At 38.9% G+C, this 20,418-nt stretch carries 20 protein-coding genes; 13 read left to right on the plus strand and 7 right to left on the minus strand.

The window, feature by feature from the left end:
- The gene (locus BM143_RS08670) at positions 1-429 is read right to left on the minus strand and encodes a cold-shock protein (RefSeq protein ID WP_034730852.1); all 429 of its coding nucleotides are present in this window, start codon (positions 427-429) and stop codon (positions 1-3) included.
- 817 nt (positions 430-1,246) lie between these two features.
- Here BM143_RS08670 and BM143_RS08675 point away from each other — a divergent pair.
- From BM143_RS08675 to BM143_RS08690, 4 genes are all read left to right on the plus strand, one after another.
- Positions 1,247-2,002, plus strand: a complete 756-nt coding sequence (locus BM143_RS08675) for an SDR family oxidoreductase (protein WP_072922774.1) — start codon at positions 1,247-1,249, stop codon at positions 2,000-2,002.
- Positions 2,003-2,179: 177 nt separating this feature from the next.
- A complete protein-coding gene (locus tag BM143_RS08680) occupies positions 2,180-2,575 on the plus strand; it encodes a DoxX family protein (protein ID WP_090024127.1) in 396 nt (131 codons plus the stop codon).
- An 82-nt stretch (positions 2,576-2,657) separates the two neighbouring features.
- A complete protein-coding gene (locus BM143_RS08685; protein ID WP_228430735.1) occupies positions 2,658-3,728 on the plus strand; it encodes a sensor histidine kinase in 1,071 nt (356 codons plus the stop codon).
- Complete coding sequence (locus BM143_RS08690) at positions 3,709-4,410, plus strand: LytR/AlgR family response regulator transcription factor (RefSeq protein WP_090024129.1); 702 nt, start codon at positions 3,709-3,711, stop codon at positions 4,408-4,410. The genes BM143_RS08685 and BM143_RS08690 overlap by 20 nt, the downstream gene beginning before the upstream one ends.
- 669 nt (positions 4,411-5,079) lie before the next feature.
- Here BM143_RS08690 and lgt read toward each other — a convergent pair.
- Entirely contained in the window at positions 5,080-5,916 is an 837-nt protein-coding gene (gene lgt, locus BM143_RS08695) for a prolipoprotein diacylglyceryl transferase (RefSeq protein ID WP_090024130.1), read from the minus strand.
- Between the two features lie 257 nt (positions 5,917-6,173).
- Between lgt and BM143_RS08700 the strand changes: the two genes are divergently transcribed.
- Positions 6,174-7,103, plus strand: coding sequence for an NAD-dependent epimerase/dehydratase family protein (locus tag BM143_RS08700; RefSeq protein ID WP_090024131.1), 930 nt, complete (start codon positions 6,174-6,176; stop codon positions 7,101-7,103).
- 130 nt (positions 7,104-7,233) lie between these two features.
- The gene (locus BM143_RS08705; protein WP_090024132.1) at positions 7,234-8,142 is read left to right on the plus strand and encodes a helix-turn-helix domain-containing protein; all 909 of its coding nucleotides are present in this window, start codon (positions 7,234-7,236) and stop codon (positions 8,140-8,142) included.
- 336 nt (positions 8,143-8,478) lie between these two features.
- Here BM143_RS08705 and BM143_RS08710 read toward each other — a convergent pair whose 3' ends face one another.
- Positions 8,479-8,673 carry a cold-shock protein gene (locus BM143_RS08710; RefSeq protein ID WP_034730837.1) on the minus strand — a complete coding sequence of 65 codons (195 nt, stop codon included), beginning with the start codon at positions 8,671-8,673 and terminating at the stop codon, positions 8,479-8,481.
- 89 nt (positions 8,674-8,762) lie between these two features.
- Positions 8,763-9,884: a DEAD/DEAH box helicase gene (locus BM143_RS08715; protein ID WP_090024133.1), complete on the minus strand. Its 1,122-nt coding sequence runs from the start codon at positions 9,882-9,884 to the stop codon at positions 8,763-8,765.
- Between the two features lie 524 nt (positions 9,885-10,408).
- On the opposite strand from BM143_RS08715, the gene BM143_RS08720 reads away from it, so the two are divergent.
- Positions 10,409-11,356 carry a beta-1,6-N-acetylglucosaminyltransferase gene (locus BM143_RS08720; RefSeq protein ID WP_090024134.1) on the plus strand — a complete coding sequence of 316 codons (948 nt, stop codon included), beginning with the start codon at positions 10,409-10,411 and terminating at the stop codon, positions 11,354-11,356.
- Between the two features lie 454 nt (positions 11,357-11,810).
- On the opposite strand, the gene BM143_RS08725 is transcribed toward BM143_RS08720, so the two are convergent.
- Positions 11,811-12,644, minus strand: a complete 834-nt coding sequence (locus tag BM143_RS08725) for an anti-sigma factor (protein WP_090024135.1) — start codon at positions 12,642-12,644, stop codon at positions 11,811-11,813.
- 1 nt (position 12,645) lies between these two features.
- A complete protein-coding gene (locus tag BM143_RS08730) occupies positions 12,646-13,266 on the minus strand; it encodes an RNA polymerase sigma factor (RefSeq protein ID WP_228384085.1) in 621 nt (206 codons plus the stop codon).
- A gap of 38 nt (positions 13,267-13,304) precedes the next feature.
- Between BM143_RS08730 and msrB the strand changes: the two genes are divergently transcribed.
- The 4 genes from msrB to BM143_RS08750 all read left to right on the plus strand — a co-directional run bounded on the left by msrB (position 13,305) and on the right by BM143_RS08750 (position 16,154).
- Entirely contained in the window at positions 13,305-13,826 is a 522-nt protein-coding gene (gene msrB, locus BM143_RS08735; RefSeq protein WP_090024136.1) for a peptide-methionine (R)-S-oxide reductase MsrB, read from the plus strand.
- A 115-nt stretch (positions 13,827-13,941) separates the two neighbouring features.
- Complete coding sequence (locus tag BM143_RS08740; protein WP_034730815.1) at positions 13,942-14,511, plus strand: fasciclin domain-containing protein; 570 nt, start codon at positions 13,942-13,944, stop codon at positions 14,509-14,511.
- An 85-nt stretch (positions 14,512-14,596) separates the two neighbouring features.
- Complete coding sequence (locus BM143_RS08745; protein ID WP_090024137.1) at positions 14,597-15,310, plus strand: ferritin-like domain-containing protein; 714 nt, start codon at positions 14,597-14,599, stop codon at positions 15,308-15,310.
- A gap of 25 nt (positions 15,311-15,335) precedes the next feature.
- The gene (locus BM143_RS08750; RefSeq protein WP_090024138.1) at positions 15,336-16,154 is read left to right on the plus strand and encodes a ferritin-like domain-containing protein; all 819 of its coding nucleotides are present in this window, start codon (positions 15,336-15,338) and stop codon (positions 16,152-16,154) included.
- A gap of 298 nt (positions 16,155-16,452) precedes the next feature.
- On the opposite strand, the gene BM143_RS08755 is transcribed toward BM143_RS08750, so the two are convergent.
- Positions 16,453-17,460 (minus strand): LacI family DNA-binding transcriptional regulator, encoded by a 1,008-nt coding sequence (locus tag BM143_RS08755; RefSeq protein WP_090024139.1) that lies wholly within the window; start codon positions 17,458-17,460, stop codon positions 16,453-16,455.
- A 163-nt stretch (positions 17,461-17,623) separates the two neighbouring features.
- Between BM143_RS08755 and BM143_RS08760 the strand changes: the two genes are divergently transcribed.
- Positions 17,624-19,060, plus strand: coding sequence for a mannitol dehydrogenase family protein (locus BM143_RS08760; RefSeq protein ID WP_090024140.1), 1,437 nt, complete (start codon positions 17,624-17,626; stop codon positions 19,058-19,060).
- Positions 19,061-19,066: 6 nt separating this feature from the next.
- On the plus strand, positions 19,067-20,413 hold the full coding sequence (locus BM143_RS08765) for an MFS transporter (protein ID WP_090024141.1): 1,347 nt from the start codon (positions 19,067-19,069) through the stop codon (positions 20,411-20,413).
- The last annotated feature ends 5 nt before the right edge of the window (positions 20,414-20,418 follow it).

Below are 20,418 nucleotides of genomic sequence, written 5' to 3' on the forward strand. Positions count from 1 at the left end.
TTATTTAACCAACTCGATGTTAACTGCAGAGAAGCCTTTCGGAGATTTTTCTTTCTCGAAAGATACTTTATTCCCCTTTTTTACAGGGTGTGCACAACTGTTGTTGTGGAAGAAAACATTTTCCTTACTGTTATCTTCAGTAATGAAACCGTATCCTTTTTCACTGTGGAAAGTAATGATACCTGTCTTTCTGATGTCTTCCGCAATAATCGGAGCTGCACCAAGCTGAATCTCATCAATGTTTACTTCCAGTCTTTCTCTGTCTTCAGGAGGTGTAGAAGTCAATCTTCCGAATTCATCTACATACATAAAAACGTCTTCCGCTCCTTTGTTGTTGTTCGTTTTACGATCTTCGCGTCTCAGCGCTTTTTCTTTTTGCTTTTGAATTTTTTTCTTGAAATTTTCTTTTTTAGAAAAAGAGTCTGCCATAAATTATTCTAGTATTTAATTTTATATTGTAATATTTGTCTACCTGATCTGCCATATGCTATGAGAGCCTGCAGTCGTCCGTCTGTACTTCTTTGTGAAACGAAACGTCGAAAGCAGTTTTGTTTTGGCCGTTCATCAGTAAAAGAAGTGATTTTTTAAAAAATGAGGCGTCTGAAAAAGCGGGAACTGAAAAGAAAGAATTTCTATACTATAACAGAGGGCAAAGGCAGCGGCCTATTAATTAATATACAAATATACGACAATTAACTGAATAAACCTATTTTAAATCATTGATTATCAAAAATGTATTTTGGCTGCCATAGCTGGATATCATTCACTTCATCCTATTATATATAGAATAAAAGTAAGTTTGGGTGGGAATTAATAAGATTAATAGCATGAGACACAGATATTGCTATTGTACCGTGATTTTTAATAACTTCTTCATTCAGCGTTCAGATTAAAATCAAAAAATCCCCAGCAAGCCGGGGATTATGAAAAATAATATATTATAAAAATGAAGTGGTGTATAATACGGTTAACAGAGCTGCAAATGCTGTGCCTAAAAATCACTTATTTTGGATTTTTATTGAAAAAATGTTGAATTTCAGGGCTTTTGAAAGGTGTATCCTGTTGGTACGTAATGTGATATATCCTTAGCGTGGTATCTAAAAAAATAATGATTTTTAAAATTAATTCACATTTTATCACTGCTTATGTACGAAATTCTGAATTTATTACAGCTTCCGAAAGATTCACCATGATGAATTGAATGCTATTGTCCATCTTTGTTTGATAACATTTAAAAAAAAATACAATGTCAACACAAGATGTCAAAGGAAAAGTCGTATTAATTGCCGGAGGTGGCAAAAATTTAGGAGGACTGCTGAGCAGAGGTTTTGCGGCAAAAGGCGCAAAGCTGGCCATTCATTATAACAGCGAAAGTTCCAGAGCAGACAGTGAGAAAACGCTGGCAGAGGTTCAGGCTCTTGGAGCAGAAGCTTTTTTGTTTCAGGGAGACCTAACGAAAGTAGATAATATAACCAAGCTTTTTGATGAAGCGGTTTCAAAATTCGGAGGAATTGATATTGCGATCAATACCGTAGGAATGGTATTGAAAAAGCCTTTTGCAGAAACAACGGAAGAGGAATATGATACCATGTTCAACGTCAATTCAAAATCAGCCTATTTCTTTCTTCAGGAAGCCGGTAAAAAACTGAATGACAACGGTAAAATCTGTACCATTGTTACTTCTCTGTTAGCAGCTTACACAGGTTTATATTCTACCTATGCTGGCGCAAAAGCTCCGGTAGAACATTTCACAAGAGCAGCTTCTAAAGAATTTGGAGAAAGAGGAATTTCTGTAACGGCAGTAGCGCCAGGCCCGATGGATACACCTTTCTTTTACGGACAGGAATCTGAGGATGCAGTAGCCTATCACAAATCTGCTTCTGCATTGGGAGGACTTACTGATATTAAAGATATCGCTCCGCTGGTTGAATTTCTGGTAACAGAAGGCTGGTGGATCACAGGTCAGACGATCTTTGCAAATGGTGGCTATACAACAAGATAATTAAGTTGGGAAGCTGGGAGAGGGAAGATAGAAGTTATGAAAGCCGACTCTTATAAGTGTAAGGCCCACCAGTAACTTTCATCCTCCCTCCTCCGGCTTCCTTTCCTTTATATACACTTTTAAGCCGTTGATACGCAGCGATTCCCATTCTTTTCAGTGATTTTTTAACTTGGATTCATGAAAAAGAACTTCTATATCCGTTCCGCTTTATCGGTTATTTTACTGATGCACAGCGTGGTCTCTATTTTCAGTGGTGACGTCAATGATTTTGGGCGCCTTTATCTGGATGCTATAGGTTTCAGTCCTTTCGGGATTTATCTGGCCTGGGCTGTTAAACTCATTCATCTTTTTTCTGTATTTCTGATCTGGTCAGACCGATGGGTAAAAGTAGTGTCTATCCTTAATATGTTCATTTTAACCTTAGGAATTTATTTTTTACACTGGCAAAATGGCTGGTATGTGGTAGGTGGTGGAGCCAACGGAATAGAGTTCAATGTACTACTGATATGCTGCTTTTTACAGCTGTTTTTCACAGAGTATCATTCTGGAAAAATACAGAAACGCAGTTCGTAGACCGTTGCTTCGGGTTAACCCGGTCATATTTTTATTTTCCATGGAAAGATGGTATTTTGCATAGTAAAACCTACTACGCCTGATGCCTGACAGAAAATCAAAATTATATGTCCATCTGCTTTTTTGGATCCTGTATTATATGCTGGAAGTTTATCTGGACTTTTACTGGTCGAGATATCAGTTTCCTGATGCAGAATGGCAGACCAGACTTCAGAATACCATTCTTCTGGAACTGGGGTATCTTATGATTAAAATGCCCCTGGCGTATGCGTTGCTGTATGTGTATGAGAAAACGGGAATTAAGAAATTCCTCAGTTATATCCTCTATGGTCTTATTATCGTTGCTGCTGTTCTGGTTCACAGATTTTTCACCCATTATATTATTTACCCCCAGATTTATGGGGTTGCAGAAACGTTGGATGGAAAGAAGAAGTCCGGATTTATCAACGGATTGGTGGCATTCAATTCTTTTATGGACCTGATTTTCATGGCGGGCCTGATCTTTGGGGTAGAAATTACCCGGCAGAAAAACCTTCTGAAAGAACAAATCTCAAAGCTGAAATCCGAAAAACTGGATCAGGAACTGACCATGCTGAAAGCCCAGATCAATCCTCATTTTCTGTTCAATACCCTCAACAATATCTATGGAATGGCCCTTAAAAAAGCAGATGAGACACCTGATGTGATTTTGCAGCTTTCCAAGGTGATGCGGTATAATATTTATGAAGCAGCCGAACGCTATATTTCGATTGATAAAGATGTAGAAAATATCAAAGATTTCCTCCAGATTCAGCAAATCCGGCATCATGATTTAATGATCCGTTTTAATGAAGAGATTGATCATCCTTCGCAGGAAATTTCGCCTCTTATTTTGATCCAGTTTGTAGAAAATGCCTTTAAACATGGGGTTTCTGAAACTTTGGGTGAAAGTTTTATTCATATTGATATTCAGCTTAAAAATGGAGTGCTCCATTACCATATTGAGAATTCAAAAGAAGAAAAACCTCACGGAAATTCCACAAAAATAGGACTGAAAAATATCCGCAGACAGCTTGAACTGCTTTATCCAAAGCATATTCTTACCGTTGAAAGTACCAATGACCGTTATATTGTAACCTTAATTATTGATCTCAATGACACATCCCGTTTCTAAAAAATACAACTGCATCATCGTAGAAGATGAACCGATAGCCGCAGAGATCCTGGAAAATTTTGTTTCAAGGGATGAAGAGCTTCATTTGGTGGCCAAATGTTCCGATGCCGTCTATGCCGGAAGTCTTTTAAACAGACATGAAATTGACCTGATGTTTCTGGATCTGCACCTTCCGGTGGTCAAAGGTTTTGATTTCCTTAAAAAACTGAAGAATCCGCCTCTTGTCATTGTAACGACCGCCTATCACCAGTATGCTGTGGAAGGATATGAGCTTGATATTGTGGATTATCTGATGAAACCTATACCGTACGACAGGTTTGTAAAGGCCGTTGAAAAGTTCAAATACCTGATGAATGCTGAAGAAGCTCTTTTGGAAGCTGCAGACCGCGAGCATATTTTCATCAGCAGCGGAAAAAAACAGATTAAGATCATCCTTCATGATATTTTCTTTATTGAAAGTTTACGCGAATACATTCATATCCATACCAAAGCGGGAACAATTACCGTTAAAATGCCCATCAGTAGGATAGAAGAAAACCTGGATCCGAAAATGTTCATCAGAATCCATAAATCTTATATTATCTCCAGATCCAAAATTGAAGTATGCTCTGCAAGCATGATACAGGTGAATGGCAAAAAGCTTCCGATTGGCAGGACCTATAAGCCTTCTATAGAGTTTTAGGCTGTTAGGTGAGAGGTAGCAGATGTTAGGCGGCAGGGTGTAGGGATTAGGGAATGTGTCGAATGTTGAAACTAGGGAGAAAGAATGTCAATGGTGAATTTTGCTTCGCAAGTGAATAGTCAGTTTATGGTGGATAATACGATTCAAAATCCAGAATCCAGAATATTTCTACGCTCTCAATTGTCAATAGTGAATTTTTAAGTAGATGTAAAATATCAGAAATCAGATTTCTATATTGAGATTAAGGAAAGTGAAAGCCTCCCATTCGAAGACTGCATTAATTAACTCATCACTCATAATTTATGACTCATCACTTTTCAAAATCCTCAAACTCTACCACTAATAGACCTCAATCCTTATTTGATAGCTGTTTCTTTTATTCTTCGCTTGTTTTGTGCAATTTTAAACTGTTAAATAAATCAGATGAACTCACAGGAGTGAACAGGGATCTGAAGAAGAAAATGACCGATTGCAATAATTAGAATATATGTATGTGGATGTAGTATTCTCACTGAAGAATGCGGATTGGCTTAATGACCTTAAGCCAATTTTTTTATGGGTCATAGGTAAAAAACACCTCCGGAATCCATGGATTCCGGAGGCGTTTTAATTATATGTTTTTAGGATTAATCCGAGTTCCGGACACATCAATTTCCTGAGTAAGGTCGATTAAGAAACTTTTATTTCTCTTCTCTCTTTGATGCTTTTAATAATAAAAAACAGTCCCAGAAACAGGAAAGGGATACTTAAAATCTGTCCCATATTCAGGCTCATTCCTCTTTCAAAATCCACCTGATCTACTTTTATAAATTCTACGAAGAATCTAACAATAAAAATAAGCAGGGTAGTGATTCCGAAATAGAAACCTTTTCCTACTTTAAAGATGTTTTTTGTATAAATGAAATACACGACAAGGAAGATGGTAAGGTAAGAAATCGCCTCATACAGCTGCGCAGGATGTCTCGGGATATTATCTACATGTCTGAATATAAACGCCCAGGGAGCATCAGAAGGGGTTCCAATAATCTCAGAATTCATCAGATTTCCAAGCCTGATAAATGCCCCGGCCAGAGGAGTTGCAATAGCTATGACATCCAGAACGGTCATGAACTTAATCGAGAATTTTCTGGCATAAACCAGAAGCATAATGATCAGCCCGATTCCGCCACCATGGCTTGCCAGTCCGGCATATCCTGAAAAATGATACGCTCCGTCAGCTCCTTGTTGGATCGGAAGAAAAATTTCGATCGGATGTTGAGAATAATAATCGAAATCATAAAACAGGCAGTGTCCTAATCTGGCGCCTACTAAAATGCCTATAAATGCATAAGAGAAAAGGGCTTCATGAGCCGGCTGGCTTAGATTTTCTTTTTTATAGATGGTTTTTAAGATCGTGTAGCATAAAACGAGCCCGGCAAGAAATAACATCCCGTAATATTTCAGAGGAAACCCGCCGATATTGAAAATTTCGGGACTTACATCCCAGTTAACGTATAATAAATTCATTGATGATAATTGTAGAATTACTTTTTCGGGGACAAATATAGCAGGATATAGCCGTTTTTAAGGAATGGAAGCCAAACTTTAGGATATTTTGGGGGAATATATCATGTTTTGCGGCAAGAAAGACGTAAATTTTTAATGTGAATTTAAGCAGAGATTCTGTTACAACTTATCTCAATTGAGATACAGTTTCATGAGTTGGATTGCAGAACTTTGTCATAGCAAAATCTTCCTGTAACAACTGGAAATAACAAAAAATTATGCAAACAATATTAGGAGCCAACGGACAGATTGGTGAAGAATTAGCAAGAGAACTGAAACGAAATTATACCTCAGATATCAGAATCGTGAGCAGAAAACCCGTTAAAGTAAATGATACGGATATCCTGTTTGCGGCAGACCTTTCAAAGCGCGAAGAAGCTATCGAAGCTGTAAAAGGAAGTGAAATTGCCTATTTTACGCTAGGAATGCCAATGAATACGGATTTATGGGAGAAACAGTTTGCAGTGATATTGAGAAATGTAATTGATGCCTGTAAGATCAACGGGACAAAACTGGTGTTTTTTGATAATACGTATATGTATCCTCAGGACAGCAGGGTTTTGACAGAGCAAACTCCTTTTGCACCTGTAGGAAAAAAGGGGAGAGTGAGACAGCAGATGGCTGAAATGCTTCTGAAAGAAATGGAAACCGGACAAATAGATGCCGTCATTTGCCGTGCTCCCGAATTTTATGGCCCCGGAAAAACGCAGAGCATTACCAATACTTTGGTTTTTAATAATATCAAGGAGGACAAAAAACTGAAAGTTCCATTAAAAGACAATACTCTAAGAAGCCTGATCTGGACACCGGATGCCAGCAGAGCAACGGCCCTGATAGGAAATACACCGGACGCATTCGGGCAGACGTGGCATCTTCCGGTAGATGAAAATAAGCTTACCTATAAGCAGTTTATAGCCTTAGCCTCACAGGTTTATGGGAAGGAATTAAAATACGCTGTCATTCCGAAGTTTGTGTTTAAAATAGGTGCTGTTTTTAATGAAAATATGAAAGAACTTCAGGAACTCCTTCCAAGATATGGGTACGACAATTTATTTGATGACTCAAAATTCAGACAACGATTCCCGGATTTTAAAGTGACTTCTTACCGACAGGGAATAGAACAGATCAAAGAAGAACAGAAAAAATAGTAATTTTAAGGATGGAAACTAGATTTGAAAAGTACCGGCTACCAAATTTAAAAGTAGGAATTGAAAAAAACGCCTACAGTAACTTCCCTCTTCCAGCTCCCATCTTCCTTACTCATTAATTGAAAACCTCATGAAAACACCGGAAAAAATATCTTCTATCAGCTTGTTGCATCGGTATTTGAAGCTTAAAAAACCTTCCCATCCACTGATCAGTGTTTTTGATTTTGCAGATGTTTGTGTAGATCCTGCTACTCTGTTGAGTGCTGTGACGACGGATTTTTATGTTGTGGCGCTTAAAAAAGACTGTGCAGGAAAATTTAAATACGGACAGCAGTATTATGATTTTGATAATGGAATTATGTATTTCACGGCACCGCAGCAGGTGATGCAGTTTGAAGATATATTGCTTTCCGAAGTGGAAGGCAGTGTTCTCGTGGTTCATCCTGATTTTTTGCAGGGCTATCCTTTAGCCGGTGAGATCAAAAATTATGGATATTTTTCCTATTCCAGCAATGAAGCCCTTCACCTTTCCGAAAGAGAGGAGAAGTCTGTGATGGATATTATTGACAATATCCGAAAAGAAACGGAGAATAATATGGATTCCTTCACGCAGGATCTTTTGGTGTCGAATATAGATCTTCTGCTGAAATACTGCGACCGCTTTTACAGCCGTCAGTTCCTGACCCGTAAAAAATTGAATAATGATCTTCTGACCAGGCTTGAGAATCTGCTTGATCATTATTTTAAAAGTGATCAGTTGATTATTAACGGAATTCCCACGGTTCACTTCATGGCAACAGAACTTGGGGTAAGTCCCAATTATCTGAGTGATATGCTTCGGATTCAGACCGGTCAGAGTACACAGCAGCATATTCAGAACAGGCTGATTGAAAAGGCGAAGGAATTGTTATCTACCACCTCATTATCGGTTTCTGAGATCGCTTATCAGCTTGGTTTTGAGCACCCTCAGTCTTTTCATCGTTTATTTAAAAACAGGATATCTGTCTCGCCTCTGGAATTCAGGGATTCCTTTAATTAACCTGAGTTTGAGTTTGAGAGTTTGAGCGTCGGAGAGTTTTGAAGAGTGATGAGTTATAAATTGTGAGTGATGAGTTATTTAAACGGTCTTCAAGTGGGAGGCTTTCACTTTCCTAAATCTCAACATTGAAATCTGATGTCTGATGTCTGAAATCTTACATCTACTCAAAAATTCACCATTGACCTTTTTACTCCCGGTTGAAATTCTGAAGTCTGATATCTAAAAAATGTTTAAAACAAAAAAAACCTCTCACATCAAGTAAGAGGTTTTGAACGGACATCGAATGAAAAGTATTGCTACTGATCAGCCAATGTTCGCCTAAACGTTATATTCAAACTATGCTAACTTTACGTTAACTGCATTTAAACCTTTATCGCTTTTTTGTACTTCGAAAACTACTTTATCGTTTTCACGGATAGATCTAGTGTCTAATCCTGAAGAGTGTACAAAAATGTCTTTGCTCCCGTCTGCTGGAGAAATGAATCCGAAACCTTTTGCTTCGTTGAAAAATTTTACTGTGCCTTCTTGCATTGTAATTGTATTAAAAATTGTTGTATTAATTATTTTGTGGACCATTTCTGAAACGTCTCAGAAATGTCCGGGTATTATATTATTGTGATTTAGTGTATATATTGGAGTTTTCCTACAGGCATGATAAATCCTATCAGCTTTTGGATATTCGTTAAGTCAGAACGTTCTCCTTCATCACAGAAAGAAACCGCTGTTCCTTTTCCTGTTCTTCCTGCCCTTTTGATCCTGTGAATATAAGTTTCAGGAACATCGGGAAGTTCATAATTGACTACATAAGGAAGTTCCTCAATATCAATCCCTCTGGCTGCAATATCGGTAGCTACCAGGACGCGGATCTTACTGTTTTTGAAATCTTCCACGGCCTGCTGTCTTGCAGTCTGGGATTTATTTCCATGAATAGCGGCTGCAAAAATTCCTGTACGTTCCAATTGTTTAACCAGTTTGTCTGCGCCTTGCTTAGTGCGGGTAAAAACCAGTGAACGTAAAATGGATACATCCTGCAGGATATTGATCAGCAGATCTGTTTTCTTGGTCTTTTCAACAAAAAAAACGGACTGATTAATCGTCTGAACCGGTGATGAAACCGAATCTACCGTAATTTCTGCCGGGTTATTCAACATACTGTCCCCAAATTTGCGGACATCCGACGGCATGGTGGCGGAAAAAAATAAAGTCTGTCTTTTTTGAGAGATGAGCTTAAGAATCTTTTTCACATCGTCTGCAAATCCCATATCAAGCATCCTGTCTGCTTCATCCAGAACCAGTATTTCGATTTTAGAAAGATCGATATGTCTCTGGCTTACCAGATTGAGTAGTCTTTCGGGAGTTGCAATAAGGATATCCACTCTTTTTCTCAGAGCGGCCAATTGGCTTCCTGATAAAACACCTCCAAAGATGGAAAGCTGGGATAAGGGTAAATATTTGCTGTATACTTTAAAACTTTCTTCCAGTTGCAGGACCAGTTCCCGGGTTGGCGTTAAAATTAAAGTACGTATTTCTTTATGATCGGGGGTATTTCTTTTTAACAGCTGCAGAATAGGCATGGCAAATGCCGCAGTTTTTCCTGAACCGGTTTGAGCATATCCTATAACATCCCTTCCCGCTAAAATGTGTGGAACAGCCATGTACTGTATCTCTGTGGGCTTGGAATATCCGGCTTCTGTAACGGCGCGGACTATAGGATTTATTAAATTTAAATTTTTAAAACTCATTGTAATCTACCGGACATCCGGTTCTGAGTGGCCAAATCGGTTAAGATCTGAATTGTTGTCTTGTTTAAAAATAATGGCTATCCAACGGATAAGCATTATCTTTATTTATTATTTTACTTTGCATTAACTTTGACAATAAATTCATTTTTGGGAATATATTTGCAGAGCTTTGCAATATCGTATCGTTCTCATTCTTAAAGCAGGATTTGATGAATCCGTACTGTTCTGAATTTTATAACTACTTTTTTTTAACCTGAAAACCAAGGAAGCAGTATTAAAAATTATTTCAAAAAATAAGTTTTAATTGGGCAGCTGAAAAAGCAAAACTGAAAGAGAAAAATGAAGATTTTAAACTATTACAGAATAGCAAAAGGCAGAGGCCTGTTTTTATAAATGCTTTGCAAAACTACAATAAAGAAACTGAATAATAATTAGTTTAAATAATTGATTATCAAAAATTTATTCGTAGCTTCCGCACGTTAACTGAATTGTTTGCACCCGCGGATGATTTTAAATCCGTAGCTATGCAGACTTCCGTTCCTACACCCAGCCCCCGGCCTCAAGTTCTGGAATCCCTCTCAGACCAGCATGTGAGAATTGCCTACTTTATTATGGTTCATCATAAGCCGGAAGTTTTCAAAACCATGTTTCAGAAGATTTATACGAGAGATCAGTTTTACCTGATTCATATCGACCGGAAGGCTAAGGAAGAAATCACCGATGAGATTCAGATGTACCTTGTTCAATTTCCTAACGTCTATATTCTGGAGAGTATCAACATCGTTTCCGGCGGATTCAGTATGATTCAGGCTGAGCTTGATGCCATGGAGTTTTTGCTTAATGTAAGCCAGGAATGGGACTATTTCGTTAACCTGAGCGGTGAAGACTATCCTTTAAAATCACAGAATATCATCAGGAGATTCCTTACTGCGAACAAAGGAAGAAATTATCTTTTCTATTATGATCAGAAGTTTTACCGTCCTGATACGCTGCAGAGGATTCAGAATCATTTTACAGAACTGTCTTATAAAATCTCATCTCTTATGTACAAAAGAGAATTTATGAAGGGAGTGACGCCTTACATAGGAGGGAAGTGGGTGATTTTCACCAGAGATACCTGCGCTTTTCTCGCCAATAATAAAAGAGTGATGAACTTTGAGGATTATTATCTTCATACATTTCTCCCGGCAGAATCATTTTTCCAGACCGTTCTGATGAATACTACGTTCAACGATCTCATTGTGAATGATGACAAAAGAGCTGTCATTGAAAAATCGATATTTGGAAGGAAACAGACCGCAAATGAACTCATTGTCTATTTGAAAGCCACGAATCATCTTTTTATCAGAAAAATCAATGATAAAACGGAAGAAGAAGTGCTGAAATACATTGCAGAAAGCTATGATTTTCCTTTACCAAATGTGAATGAAGTGGAAAGAGAGCTGAAAATAGACCGAAGACAGGATAATTAATACGGTATCTACTTAAAATATTCCCCGATTTCCTTGCCGATGGCTTTAAACAAAACCTCCTGCTATTAACAAGAGGCTAATGAACATATAAACTGTTCCAACTTAAATGTTCTTTACTCGTACATCAAGACCTTGAATATCATTAATTGAAATAATTTCATTAAAATCCCCATGACGGGGATAGTAGAAATATAAAGTATTGTGTTTTTTTATAAGTCCTATTTCTGTATTAAATGTAGGGGATTCAAAATGAATACTATCACAAAAAATCATTTATTTTCAGTGAGTTATGGCTTTGAAGTGTCGTAGAACAGAATGCAGATGATTCTTTTTAAACCGACATTTCTAGAGAATGATGAAAAAAAAAGGGTATTATTTGAATCAATGCACCATCCATGATACTATTCAAAGTAGAGGATCTATGGGGATTCGGTGAAAAAGTAGTAGAGTAGGTCTAGATTCCGCCCATCACATACATATTCTCCATGGTAGGAACTGCGCTGCCACCCTCTTTTTCAAGGGTAATAGCGAATGCCTGGGCCTTCGGAATATTCGCGAGAGCTATTTTGCTGTCTTTCTCTTCGGTATACATTCCTGCGCTTACAGGTTTGCCATCCGCGATCGCCCACAGCTGATACTGCATCCCTTCGGGAGCTTTAGGCAGACTTTCGGCGTTGAGATAGACTTGTTTCGTCTTTTTGTCCCAGAAAACCATGGCTTTGGAGTCCGTATGCTTTTCTACACCTTTCAGCATAACCATCTGCATATCAGGATTGGAAACCATATCCATTTTCTGATTCATTTTTTGCATAGCGAGATCCTGAGTTTTTTTCTCGGTCTGCATTTTAGCTATTTCTGCTCTGGTTTCAGACTGGCTGTTCATCCAGAAAAGATTTCCTGCCGCACTGATCAGGAATAGTACCGAGGCGGCCACTGCATATGTTTTCCAGCTGCTTTTACCCTGAGGCTTAATATCCTGTTGAGGAATAACATTCTCCTGAGGTCTCACAGTTGGAATATCTCTAATAACCGCAGTCTGTACTTCTTCCGTAGTCGTAGTCTGTTCCTGCTGGATCTTATTCCATATCTTAGATTTTAAATCGGCTGGCGGTGCCACGGCCTGGCTTGTCGCCAAATCTTCCAAAGTTTGTTGCGCTTCTTCAAAAGCCGCTTTTACTTCAGCATTGTTTTTCATCACACACTCCAAAATCCCTGCCTCCTCAGGAGAAGCAAGACCTAGAATATAAGATTCTATAATTCCGGATGATATGTATTCTTTAGTGTTCAATTTATTGATAATCTTTTAACAAATCCTTTAATTTCATCAGCGCGTTCCGCATTTTGGTTTTCACCGTTCCAAGGGGTATCTTCAGCTTTTCAGATATTTCGTTCTGAGTATAACCCTGGTAGTACGCCAGGTCGATAAGTTCTTGTTTATCAACCTCCAGACCTTTCAGTACATTATTAAATCCAATAAAATCGGATGAATTGTTAGACGTTGAAAGTTCTGCAGAATTATATACGAAATCTGGAAGCGGTTGGTTTTTTAGTTCGTTTTGGAAACCTTTTGATTTTAAATAATCTATCGCCGTATTTCGGGCAATATTGATCATCCAGGTGTAGAATTTGCCTTTTGATGAATCATACTGATGGATGGCATTCCAGATCTTGACGAAAACATCCTGAATAATTTCTTCAGTGTATTCTTTAGACTGGACGATTCGGAGAACCACCCCATACAGTGCTCCTGCATAGTGGTCGTACAAATAGTGAAAGCCGGACTCGTTTTTTTCTTTTAATAAAACGATAAGCTCTTCTTCCGAATAGGTTGTTTTAATAGCGTATGATTTTCCTTCCAAATGTAATAAAATAAAAGATATAATAAACAACATCCGAAAAAACTTTTGCATCGTAAATGATTTTAAGTAATCGTTTAAAATTATCGAATATGAAAAGTATAATCGTAAAAACAGCCCTCGTCTTCTTTTTGGCAGTCACCGCAGAAAGAAGTTTTGCCCAGTCTGGTAATTTTAAAGCAAAGAATCCTTACTACTCCCGTACGGTAACCACTCCTTTGAAAGTGAGCAATGCAGAATGGAAGAAGATCCTGAAGCCGGAACTGTATCAGGTGGCCAGAGAAGGAGCTACCGAAACGGCCTTCACCGGAAAATATTATGAATTCGATGAGAAAGGAACCTATTTCTGTGCAGTATGTGGAAATCCTCTGTTTTTTTCCACTTCAAAATTTGCAACAACCTGCGGCTGGCCGTCTTTTTATGAGCCACTTCGTAAAAACAGTGTGGTCTACAGAAAAGATACTTCCCATAATATGACAAGAACTGAGGTACTGTGCGGAAGATGTGATTCCCACCTCGGACATATTTTCGATGATGGCCCGAATCCTACCGGTAAAAGATTTTGTATGAATTCTGTCTGCCTTGATTTCGTCCCGGATGCTAAAAAGAAATAAAGGATTTTGAAATTTTTAATAAAAAATCAAATTTTTTAAATCCAAAACAAAAACCACCTCGTAAATGATTCTAAGAACACAACTTAAATAGATATTAACTTAAAAAATCAACAAAATGAACACAAGCTCAAAAATCGCAGTTTTAGGAATGGTCGCTTTATCATTCGCTTTCAGTGGGAAGGTAACTGCACAAACGATGAAAGAAAAAACAGTTATGGTAGGCGGTGCGCCGATGTATCCATCTAAAAATATCATTGAAAATGCTGTAAACTCTAAAGATCACAAGACTTTGGTAGCAGCAGTAAAAGCGGCAGGTCTGGTAGAGACATTGCAGGGAGCAGGACCTTTCACGGTATTAGCTCCTACAGATGCAGCCTTCGCTAAACTTCCGAAAGGAACGGTGGAAACTCTGGTAAAACCTGAAAACAAAGAAATGCTTACCAAAATCTTAACGTATCATGTGCTTGCAGGGAAATACAGTGCTAAAGATATCTGGGCAGCTGTGAAAGCCGGAAACGGTAAAAGTATGATGAAAACGGTAGAAGGTGAAGGATTGACTTTCTGGACAAAAGGAAAAGACCTTTATGTACAGGATGCAAAAGGAAATAGTGCAAAAGTGACGATCGCTGATGTAAATCAGTCAAACGGTGTGATCCACGTGATCGATACGGTGTTGATGCCGTAATGTTTTAGTTTTCAAACAGCATAATTTATTATGCTGTTTTTTTCTCCTCTTTTGAGAATTTAATAACACTCAAACCTATAATATTATGAAAAAAACTATTAATGTTTCTAACCAGGGAGCTACTCTGGATACAGGCAGAAGAAACTTTTTGAAACTGGGCGGTATAGGACTGGCTATGGCAGGACTTACACTGATCGGTTGTGATGATGACAATGATTTCGGAATGATGGACGACAGCAAGGTTTTTGACCTTGGAAGTGGTGATGTCGGCGTTCTGAATTACGCCTACGCGCTGGAACAGCTGGAAGCTGATTTTTATACCAAAGTAGTGAACAATTTTTACTCCGGAATTTCAAGCGTTGAAAAAGACCTTTTTACAGATCTTTATCACCATGAAGTTATTCACCGCGATTTCTTTAAAGCGGCTATCAGTGGGGTAACTGCGAATGTTTTACCTACGCTTCAGTTCCAGTATGCGAATGTGAATTTTAACGACAGGAATTCTGTTCTGGCCACAGCAAAAGCTTTGGAAGATACAGGAGTGGCAGCATACAACGGGGCTGGAAAATATATTACCAACCCGGCGTATCTGGTGATTGCCGGAAAGATCGTTTCTGTAGAGGCAAGACATGCTTCCGCGATCAGGAATATTATTAATCCCGGATCTGCGGATTTCTCAGGTGATGATGTGATTGATGCCAATGGACTTGACCTTTCCAAAGAACCTAAAGATATCGTCATGGCGGCAGGAGGATTTATAAAAACTCCTTTCACATGGAAAGAAAGAGGAATCAGCTAATTATTCATTTTCAAAATCTACTATTATGAACATTCTTAAATTACTAGATAAGCTTTCTAACGATAAATTTTTTACCACAGAAGCTACAAGATTAGAAACAATTACCAATATGTCAACATTTGGTAAAAAAGCAGCGGTAGCAGCCGTTCCATTGGGATTGGGAGCATTAATTTCTACTCCTGCTAAAGCGGAAACTGTAGATCAGTCAACATCCGCAACTTTTTTCAAAAGTGCTTTGACGGATGCCTTACAGCTGGCATTGGTCCTGGAATATCTTGAAAATGAATATTACGCCATAGGTCTGGCAGCAGCCGGATTGATCCCCAATTCAGACCGACCTGTTTTTATGCAGATCTCAAAGCATGAATCAGCACACGTAGGTTTTCTTAAAAGTACCCTGACTTCTCTTGGAGAAGCTCCAAAACCAAAACCTACTTTTGATTTTACAGCTGGCGGAAATTTTACGCCTTTCACAGATTATAACCAATTCCTGGTTTTAGCTCAGGCTTTTGAAGACACCGGAGTTCGTGCGTATAAAGGACAGGCTGGAAATGTAATGTCTAATAAAGCTGTATTGCAGGCAGCACTTCAGATCCATTCCGTGGAGGCAAGACATGCTTCACAGGTGAGAAGAATGCGTGCCAATAAAGGCTGGATAGAACTGGCCAACGGAGGAAATATGCCTGCTGCTACAAACGCTGTGTATGCAGGAGAAGATAACACAAATCAGGCAGGATTCAATACAGCCACAGCTTTCGGAGCGGCGGCGGGATCTGCAGCTTATGATGAAGTTCTTACAACAAGCGAGGCGCAGACTATTGCAGGTCTGTTCATTGTGGTCTGATACAATTTTTATTATTTAGGTGAGAGTCCTGTCCTTAGAAAATATCTGGGGATGGGATTTTTTTTGGCTTACATCTGTCAAAACAAAACCTGAAGTAAAAGATTTTTCAAAACTCTCGCCACTGGTAAGAGAAATTCTGATTCAATCTTAAAACTTTGGGAGTAAAATAAATAATAAATATAATCAAACCTTATAGGTTTCGCTACCTAAAATAATAAAATGCTCTCCGAAGCAGCATACTATTAACAATGTCACACTGAGCGGAGTCGAAGTGTGAGATATTAAAACTACGGATGCTTTACAAAGTCGAAGCCCTGTACACCAACACCGCATCCATCAATACCGTCCTGCTTGGTGCTGAGTTGTCTTTGATCTTCTCAAGCATCAGTTCTGCGGCGGTTTCTCCCATTTTCACTAAAGGCTGCTGAACGCTGGTCAGCTGCGGATAGACAATGGTAGATAATTCGGTTCCTGAAAAACTGGCTACTGCTACATCGCCGGGGATTTTAATATTGTTTTCAAGGAGAAAATTCATTGCTCCTATCGCCAAAGTATCACTGAATGCAAAAATACTGTCAAACGATGTCTTTTTATGGAGCAACTGTTTCACGGCTTCTTTCCCGTAATCAAAGCTCATTCCTTCCGTAGTAATGATCAGATCTTCGTCGAAAATATTGTATTTGGTCATTATACGTCTATATCCGTTGGCCCTTTCCACAGCGTTCCGGATGGTTTGCGGACCCATGATGTGAGCTATTCTTTTTCTTCCGGTTTTAATCAGATATTCTACCATTAAGGATGAATTAATGTAATCATCCACGACCACTTTCGATACGTCTAAAGATTTGCTGGGAATTCGGTCAAAAAAGACCAAAGGCGTTCCCTGATTTATGATTTGCTGGTACAGATCATTATTATAGGTTTCATGGCACAAATTAATGATGATCCCGTCTACATTGAACCCTTCCAGAAGCTGCAGGTTTTTTCTTTCAATAAGCGGATTTTCATCAGATTGGGTAATGACAAGTCTGTAACCGAGAGGGTACAGTACATTCTGAATTCCTTCAAGAACCTTTGCGGAAAATGGAGTAATCATCTCCGGAACCACCACACCTATCGTTTTGGATTGCCCGGATTTTAAATTCAAAGCCGTAAGATTAGGTTTATATCCCAATTGATCCGCAGCATCGAGTACCCGTTTTTTGGTTTCATAGCTTACATTTTTATCATTAAGGAGCGCCCGGGAGATGGTAGAGGTCGATAATGACAAAAATTTTGAAAGATCTTTAATGGTTATGCGTTTCATCAGCCCATGTTTTTTGCTAAAATTAATAAAAAAATAAGCAATTGGGAACGTTCCCTGAGTTTCGGGAACGTTCCCAGTGTAAATTTTATAAAAAAAACTGAAGATGAACTGATTGTTAATATAGTTTTAACACATTGACTAACGTATTAATAATCCTTTGCATATGAATACCATTTCTTATCATTATGATGCCGAAAAAATCACTACAGGAATTCTGCACATCGGTGTCGGAAATTTCCACCGGGCGCATCAGCAGTTTTATACCAATGCCATATTGGAATCTGAAGACCAGAAGCAATGGGGAATCTGTGGAGTCTGTCTGCTCCCTTCCGACGAAAATATAGTTCGTAGTTTAAGAGCTCAGAATCTTGAATATTCCCTCACCGTCTGTGGAAGAAACGGAACCGATGAGGTGTATAAAATAGGATCATTGCGTGAACTGATCTGGGGCATTGAAGATCCGGAAGCCGTGATCAACAAAATTGCCGATCCTTCTATCAAAATAATCACATTAACCATCACTGAAGGCGGATACAATCTGGATAAAGAGACAGGAGCATTTATTTTGAACGATGAAAAAATCCAGCATGATGTAAAAAATCCGGGAACTTCTTCCACTGTCTTCGGATTTGTGGCTGAGGGGCTTCGTCGCAGAAAACTGAATAATAACGGAGGAATTACGATTCTTTCATGTGATAATCTTCAGCACAACGGAAATACAGCCAAAAGGGCTTTTACAGCATTCGTAGAAGCTCAGGATAAAGAACTGGCAGAATGGATGAAAACTCATGTTTCATTTCCCAACAGCATGGTAGACCGCATTACGCCTGCCGTATCTCCTGAAGATGTAGTAAGACTGAACCAAAAAAGCGGAATTGAAGATCTGGCCCCTGTTTATTGCGAAGATTTTATACAATGGGTGATTGAAGATAACTTTATTGCAGGAAGGCCTGCGTGGGAAAGAGCCGGGGTAGAATTTACGGATGATGTGACTGCTTTTGAAAATATGAAACTGAGCCTGCTCAATGCATCACACACTTTATTGTCTTATCCTTCTTTTCTGATGGGCTACCGAAAGGTGGATCAGGCCATGGAAGATCAGGATGTGGTAAGATTTGTCCGCAATTTTATGGATACGGATATTACGCCTTTAGTTCCTGCTCCTAAAAATACGGATCTCGAAGACTATAAAAAAACACTGATCGAAAGATTTGCCAACCACAGCGTCAGTGATCAGGTGAGCAGACTGTGTTTCGATGGGATTTCAAAATTCCCGGTGTACATCATTCCTAATCTGATTACTATGATTAAAGCAGGCATAGATCTGACACGTGTTGCTTTTCTTACTGCTTCTTACAGACATTATCTCAAATACAAAACAGATGACCACGGACACTCTTATGAAATAGGAGAGCCTTGGCTGACTGCTGAAGATCAGAAGCTGATTGATGATGAAAATACTCTTGCTTTCCTGGAATTATCTGCTTTTAAAAGCGCTGATTTAAAAGGTTCAGTCAAATTTGTGGAACTGTACACGGAGTTTGCCAACCAGATTAAAAACAAAGGAACCGGTCCGGTTTTAAAATCAATCATAAAATAATTGACCATGATTATAAATTCTGATATCCAGCCTTCAGGATCAAAAGCGAATAAGCCGATCCTACCATTTGTTATCATCACATTCATCTACTTTATCGTAGGGTTTCTGACCACTGTTAATGAACAGCTGCAGGCTCCTTTGAAATTCACTTTTCTGAGCCAGGCCGGAGGACTTAAAAATACTTTCACGACGCTGATCTCTTTTTTCTTTTTTCTAGGCTATCTGTTGAACGGAACCTTAGGAAGTAAGTGGGTGAATGCTTTCGGTTACAAAAACACAATTCTCCGCGGACTTTTCTTTATGATCTCGGGATTGTTTATGTACCTGTGCTCATCATGGTTCGGGTATCAGTATCCGGATTTGAAATTCAGTATCAAAGATGCGGTGATTCCTTTCGGGTTTGTGATTTTTGTGATTGGGTCTTACTTAATGGGAACTGCAGCAGCGATCATTCAGGTGGTGGTCAATCCCTACGCAGCTTCCTACGAATTAAAAGGAACCCAACCTGTACAGCGCTTGAATATTTTGACGGCTATTAATTCAATAGGAACGACTTCTGCACCGTTTTTCGTTACGGTAATCATGTTCAGTGGAATTTCAATTGAGAAGATAGAAATCAGACAATTGCTGTTGCCACTTGCCATACTTATTCTGTGCATTCTGATTATTATCGTGATCACGAAAAGACTTCATCTTCCTGATATTGCCCATACCAGAGCGGTAGCAGGAGAAAAGCTGGAAAGAAGCATTTGGTCTTTCAGACATTTTGTACTCGGCGTTCTTGCGATTTTCTTTTATGTAGGAACTGAAGTCGCCATCGGAGCGAATATCAATTTATATGCTTTTGAACTGATGGATTCCGGACACCCGATCACTTTCTTTGGAAAAACAGATATCATCATTGGAGGAATGGATCTCGGAATTCATGCTTTATTATCTACATTATACTGGGGCGGATTTCTTGTAGGCAGAGCGGTATCAAGCTTTTTGAGCAGTATTTCAGCCAGAACACAGCTGGCAGTAACGACGGTTTTAGCAACAATCCTTGCCCTGATTTCGATGATTACGCAGAATCTGTGGTTTCTCGTAGCGATCGGTCTTTTGCATTCTTCCATGTGGAGCTGCATTTATTCCCTGTCTATAAAAGGGTTGAATAAATATACTTCAAAAGCTTCAGGGATTTTTATTTCTGCCGTATTTGGAGGAGCTGTTTTCACCCTTGTACAAGGAGGTCTGGCGGATATTTTAGGCTCATGGAGATGGACGTGGTCCCTTACGGTGATCTGCGAATTATTAATGCTGGCTTATGCGCTGTTCGGATCCCGTATCCGTGAGAAAGATCTTATTATCTAACTGAT

It is taken from the genome of Chryseobacterium oleae, from assembly GCF_900115055.1.
GTDB lineage: Bacteria > Bacteroidota > Bacteroidia > Flavobacteriales > Weeksellaceae > Chryseobacterium > Chryseobacterium oleae.

Excerpts from the sequence above, each read along its gene's own strand:
- BM143_RS08675 (WP_072922774.1), top strand. The coding sequence starts at position 1,247 with ATGTCAACACAAGATGTCAAAGGAAAAGTCGTATTAATTGCCGGAGGT.
- BM143_RS08715 (WP_090024133.1), bottom strand. The coding sequence starts at position 9,884 with ATGAGTTTTAAAAATTTAAATTTAATAAATCCTATAGTCCGCGCCGTT.
- BM143_RS08750 (WP_090024138.1), top strand. The coding sequence starts at position 15,336 with ATGAACATTCTTAAATTACTAGATAAGCTTTCTAACGATAAATTTTTT.
- BM143_RS08685 (WP_228430735.1), top strand. The coding sequence starts at position 2,658 with ATGCCTGACAGAAAATCAAAATTATATGTCCATCTGCTTTTTTGGATC.
- BM143_RS08745 (WP_090024137.1), top strand. The coding sequence starts at position 14,597 with ATGAAAAAAACTATTAATGTTTCTAACCAGGGAGCTACTCTGGATACA.
- BM143_RS08700 (WP_090024131.1), top strand. The coding sequence starts at position 6,174 with ATGCAAACAATATTAGGAGCCAACGGACAGATTGGTGAAGAATTAGCA.
- BM143_RS08720 (WP_090024134.1), top strand. The coding sequence starts at position 10,409 with ATGCAGACTTCCGTTCCTACACCCAGCCCCCGGCCTCAAGTTCTGGAA.
- BM143_RS08760 (WP_090024140.1), top strand. The coding sequence starts at position 17,624 with ATGAATACCATTTCTTATCATTATGATGCCGAAAAAATCACTACAGGA.
- BM143_RS08730 (WP_228384085.1), bottom strand. The coding sequence starts at position 13,266 with ATGCAAAAGTTTTTTCGGATGTTGTTTATTATATCTTTTATTTTATTA.
- BM143_RS08755 (WP_090024139.1), bottom strand. The coding sequence starts at position 17,460 with ATGAAACGCATAACCATTAAAGATCTTTCAAAATTTTTGTCATTATCG.
- BM143_RS08680 (WP_090024127.1), top strand. The coding sequence starts at position 2,180 with ATGAAAAAGAACTTCTATATCCGTTCCGCTTTATCGGTTATTTTACTG.
- BM143_RS08690 (WP_090024129.1), top strand. The coding sequence starts at position 3,709 with ATGACACATCCCGTTTCTAAAAAATACAACTGCATCATCGTAGAAGAT.
- BM143_RS08765 (WP_090024141.1), top strand. The coding sequence starts at position 19,067 with ATGATTATAAATTCTGATATCCAGCCTTCAGGATCAAAAGCGAATAAG.
- lgt (WP_090024130.1), bottom strand. The coding sequence starts at position 5,916 with ATGAATTTATTATACGTTAACTGGGATGTAAGTCCCGAAATTTTCAAT.
- BM143_RS08705 (WP_090024132.1), top strand. The coding sequence starts at position 7,234 with ATGAAAACACCGGAAAAAATATCTTCTATCAGCTTGTTGCATCGGTAT.
- msrB (WP_090024136.1), top strand. The coding sequence starts at position 13,305 with ATGAAAAGTATAATCGTAAAAACAGCCCTCGTCTTCTTTTTGGCAGTC.
- BM143_RS08710 (WP_034730837.1), bottom strand. The coding sequence starts at position 8,673 with ATGCAAGAAGGCACAGTAAAATTTTTCAACGAAGCAAAAGGTTTCGGA.
- BM143_RS08670 (WP_034730852.1), bottom strand. The coding sequence starts at position 429 with ATGGCAGACTCTTTTTCTAAAAAAGAAAATTTCAAGAAAAAAATTCAA.
- BM143_RS08740 (WP_034730815.1), top strand. The coding sequence starts at position 13,942 with ATGAACACAAGCTCAAAAATCGCAGTTTTAGGAATGGTCGCTTTATCA.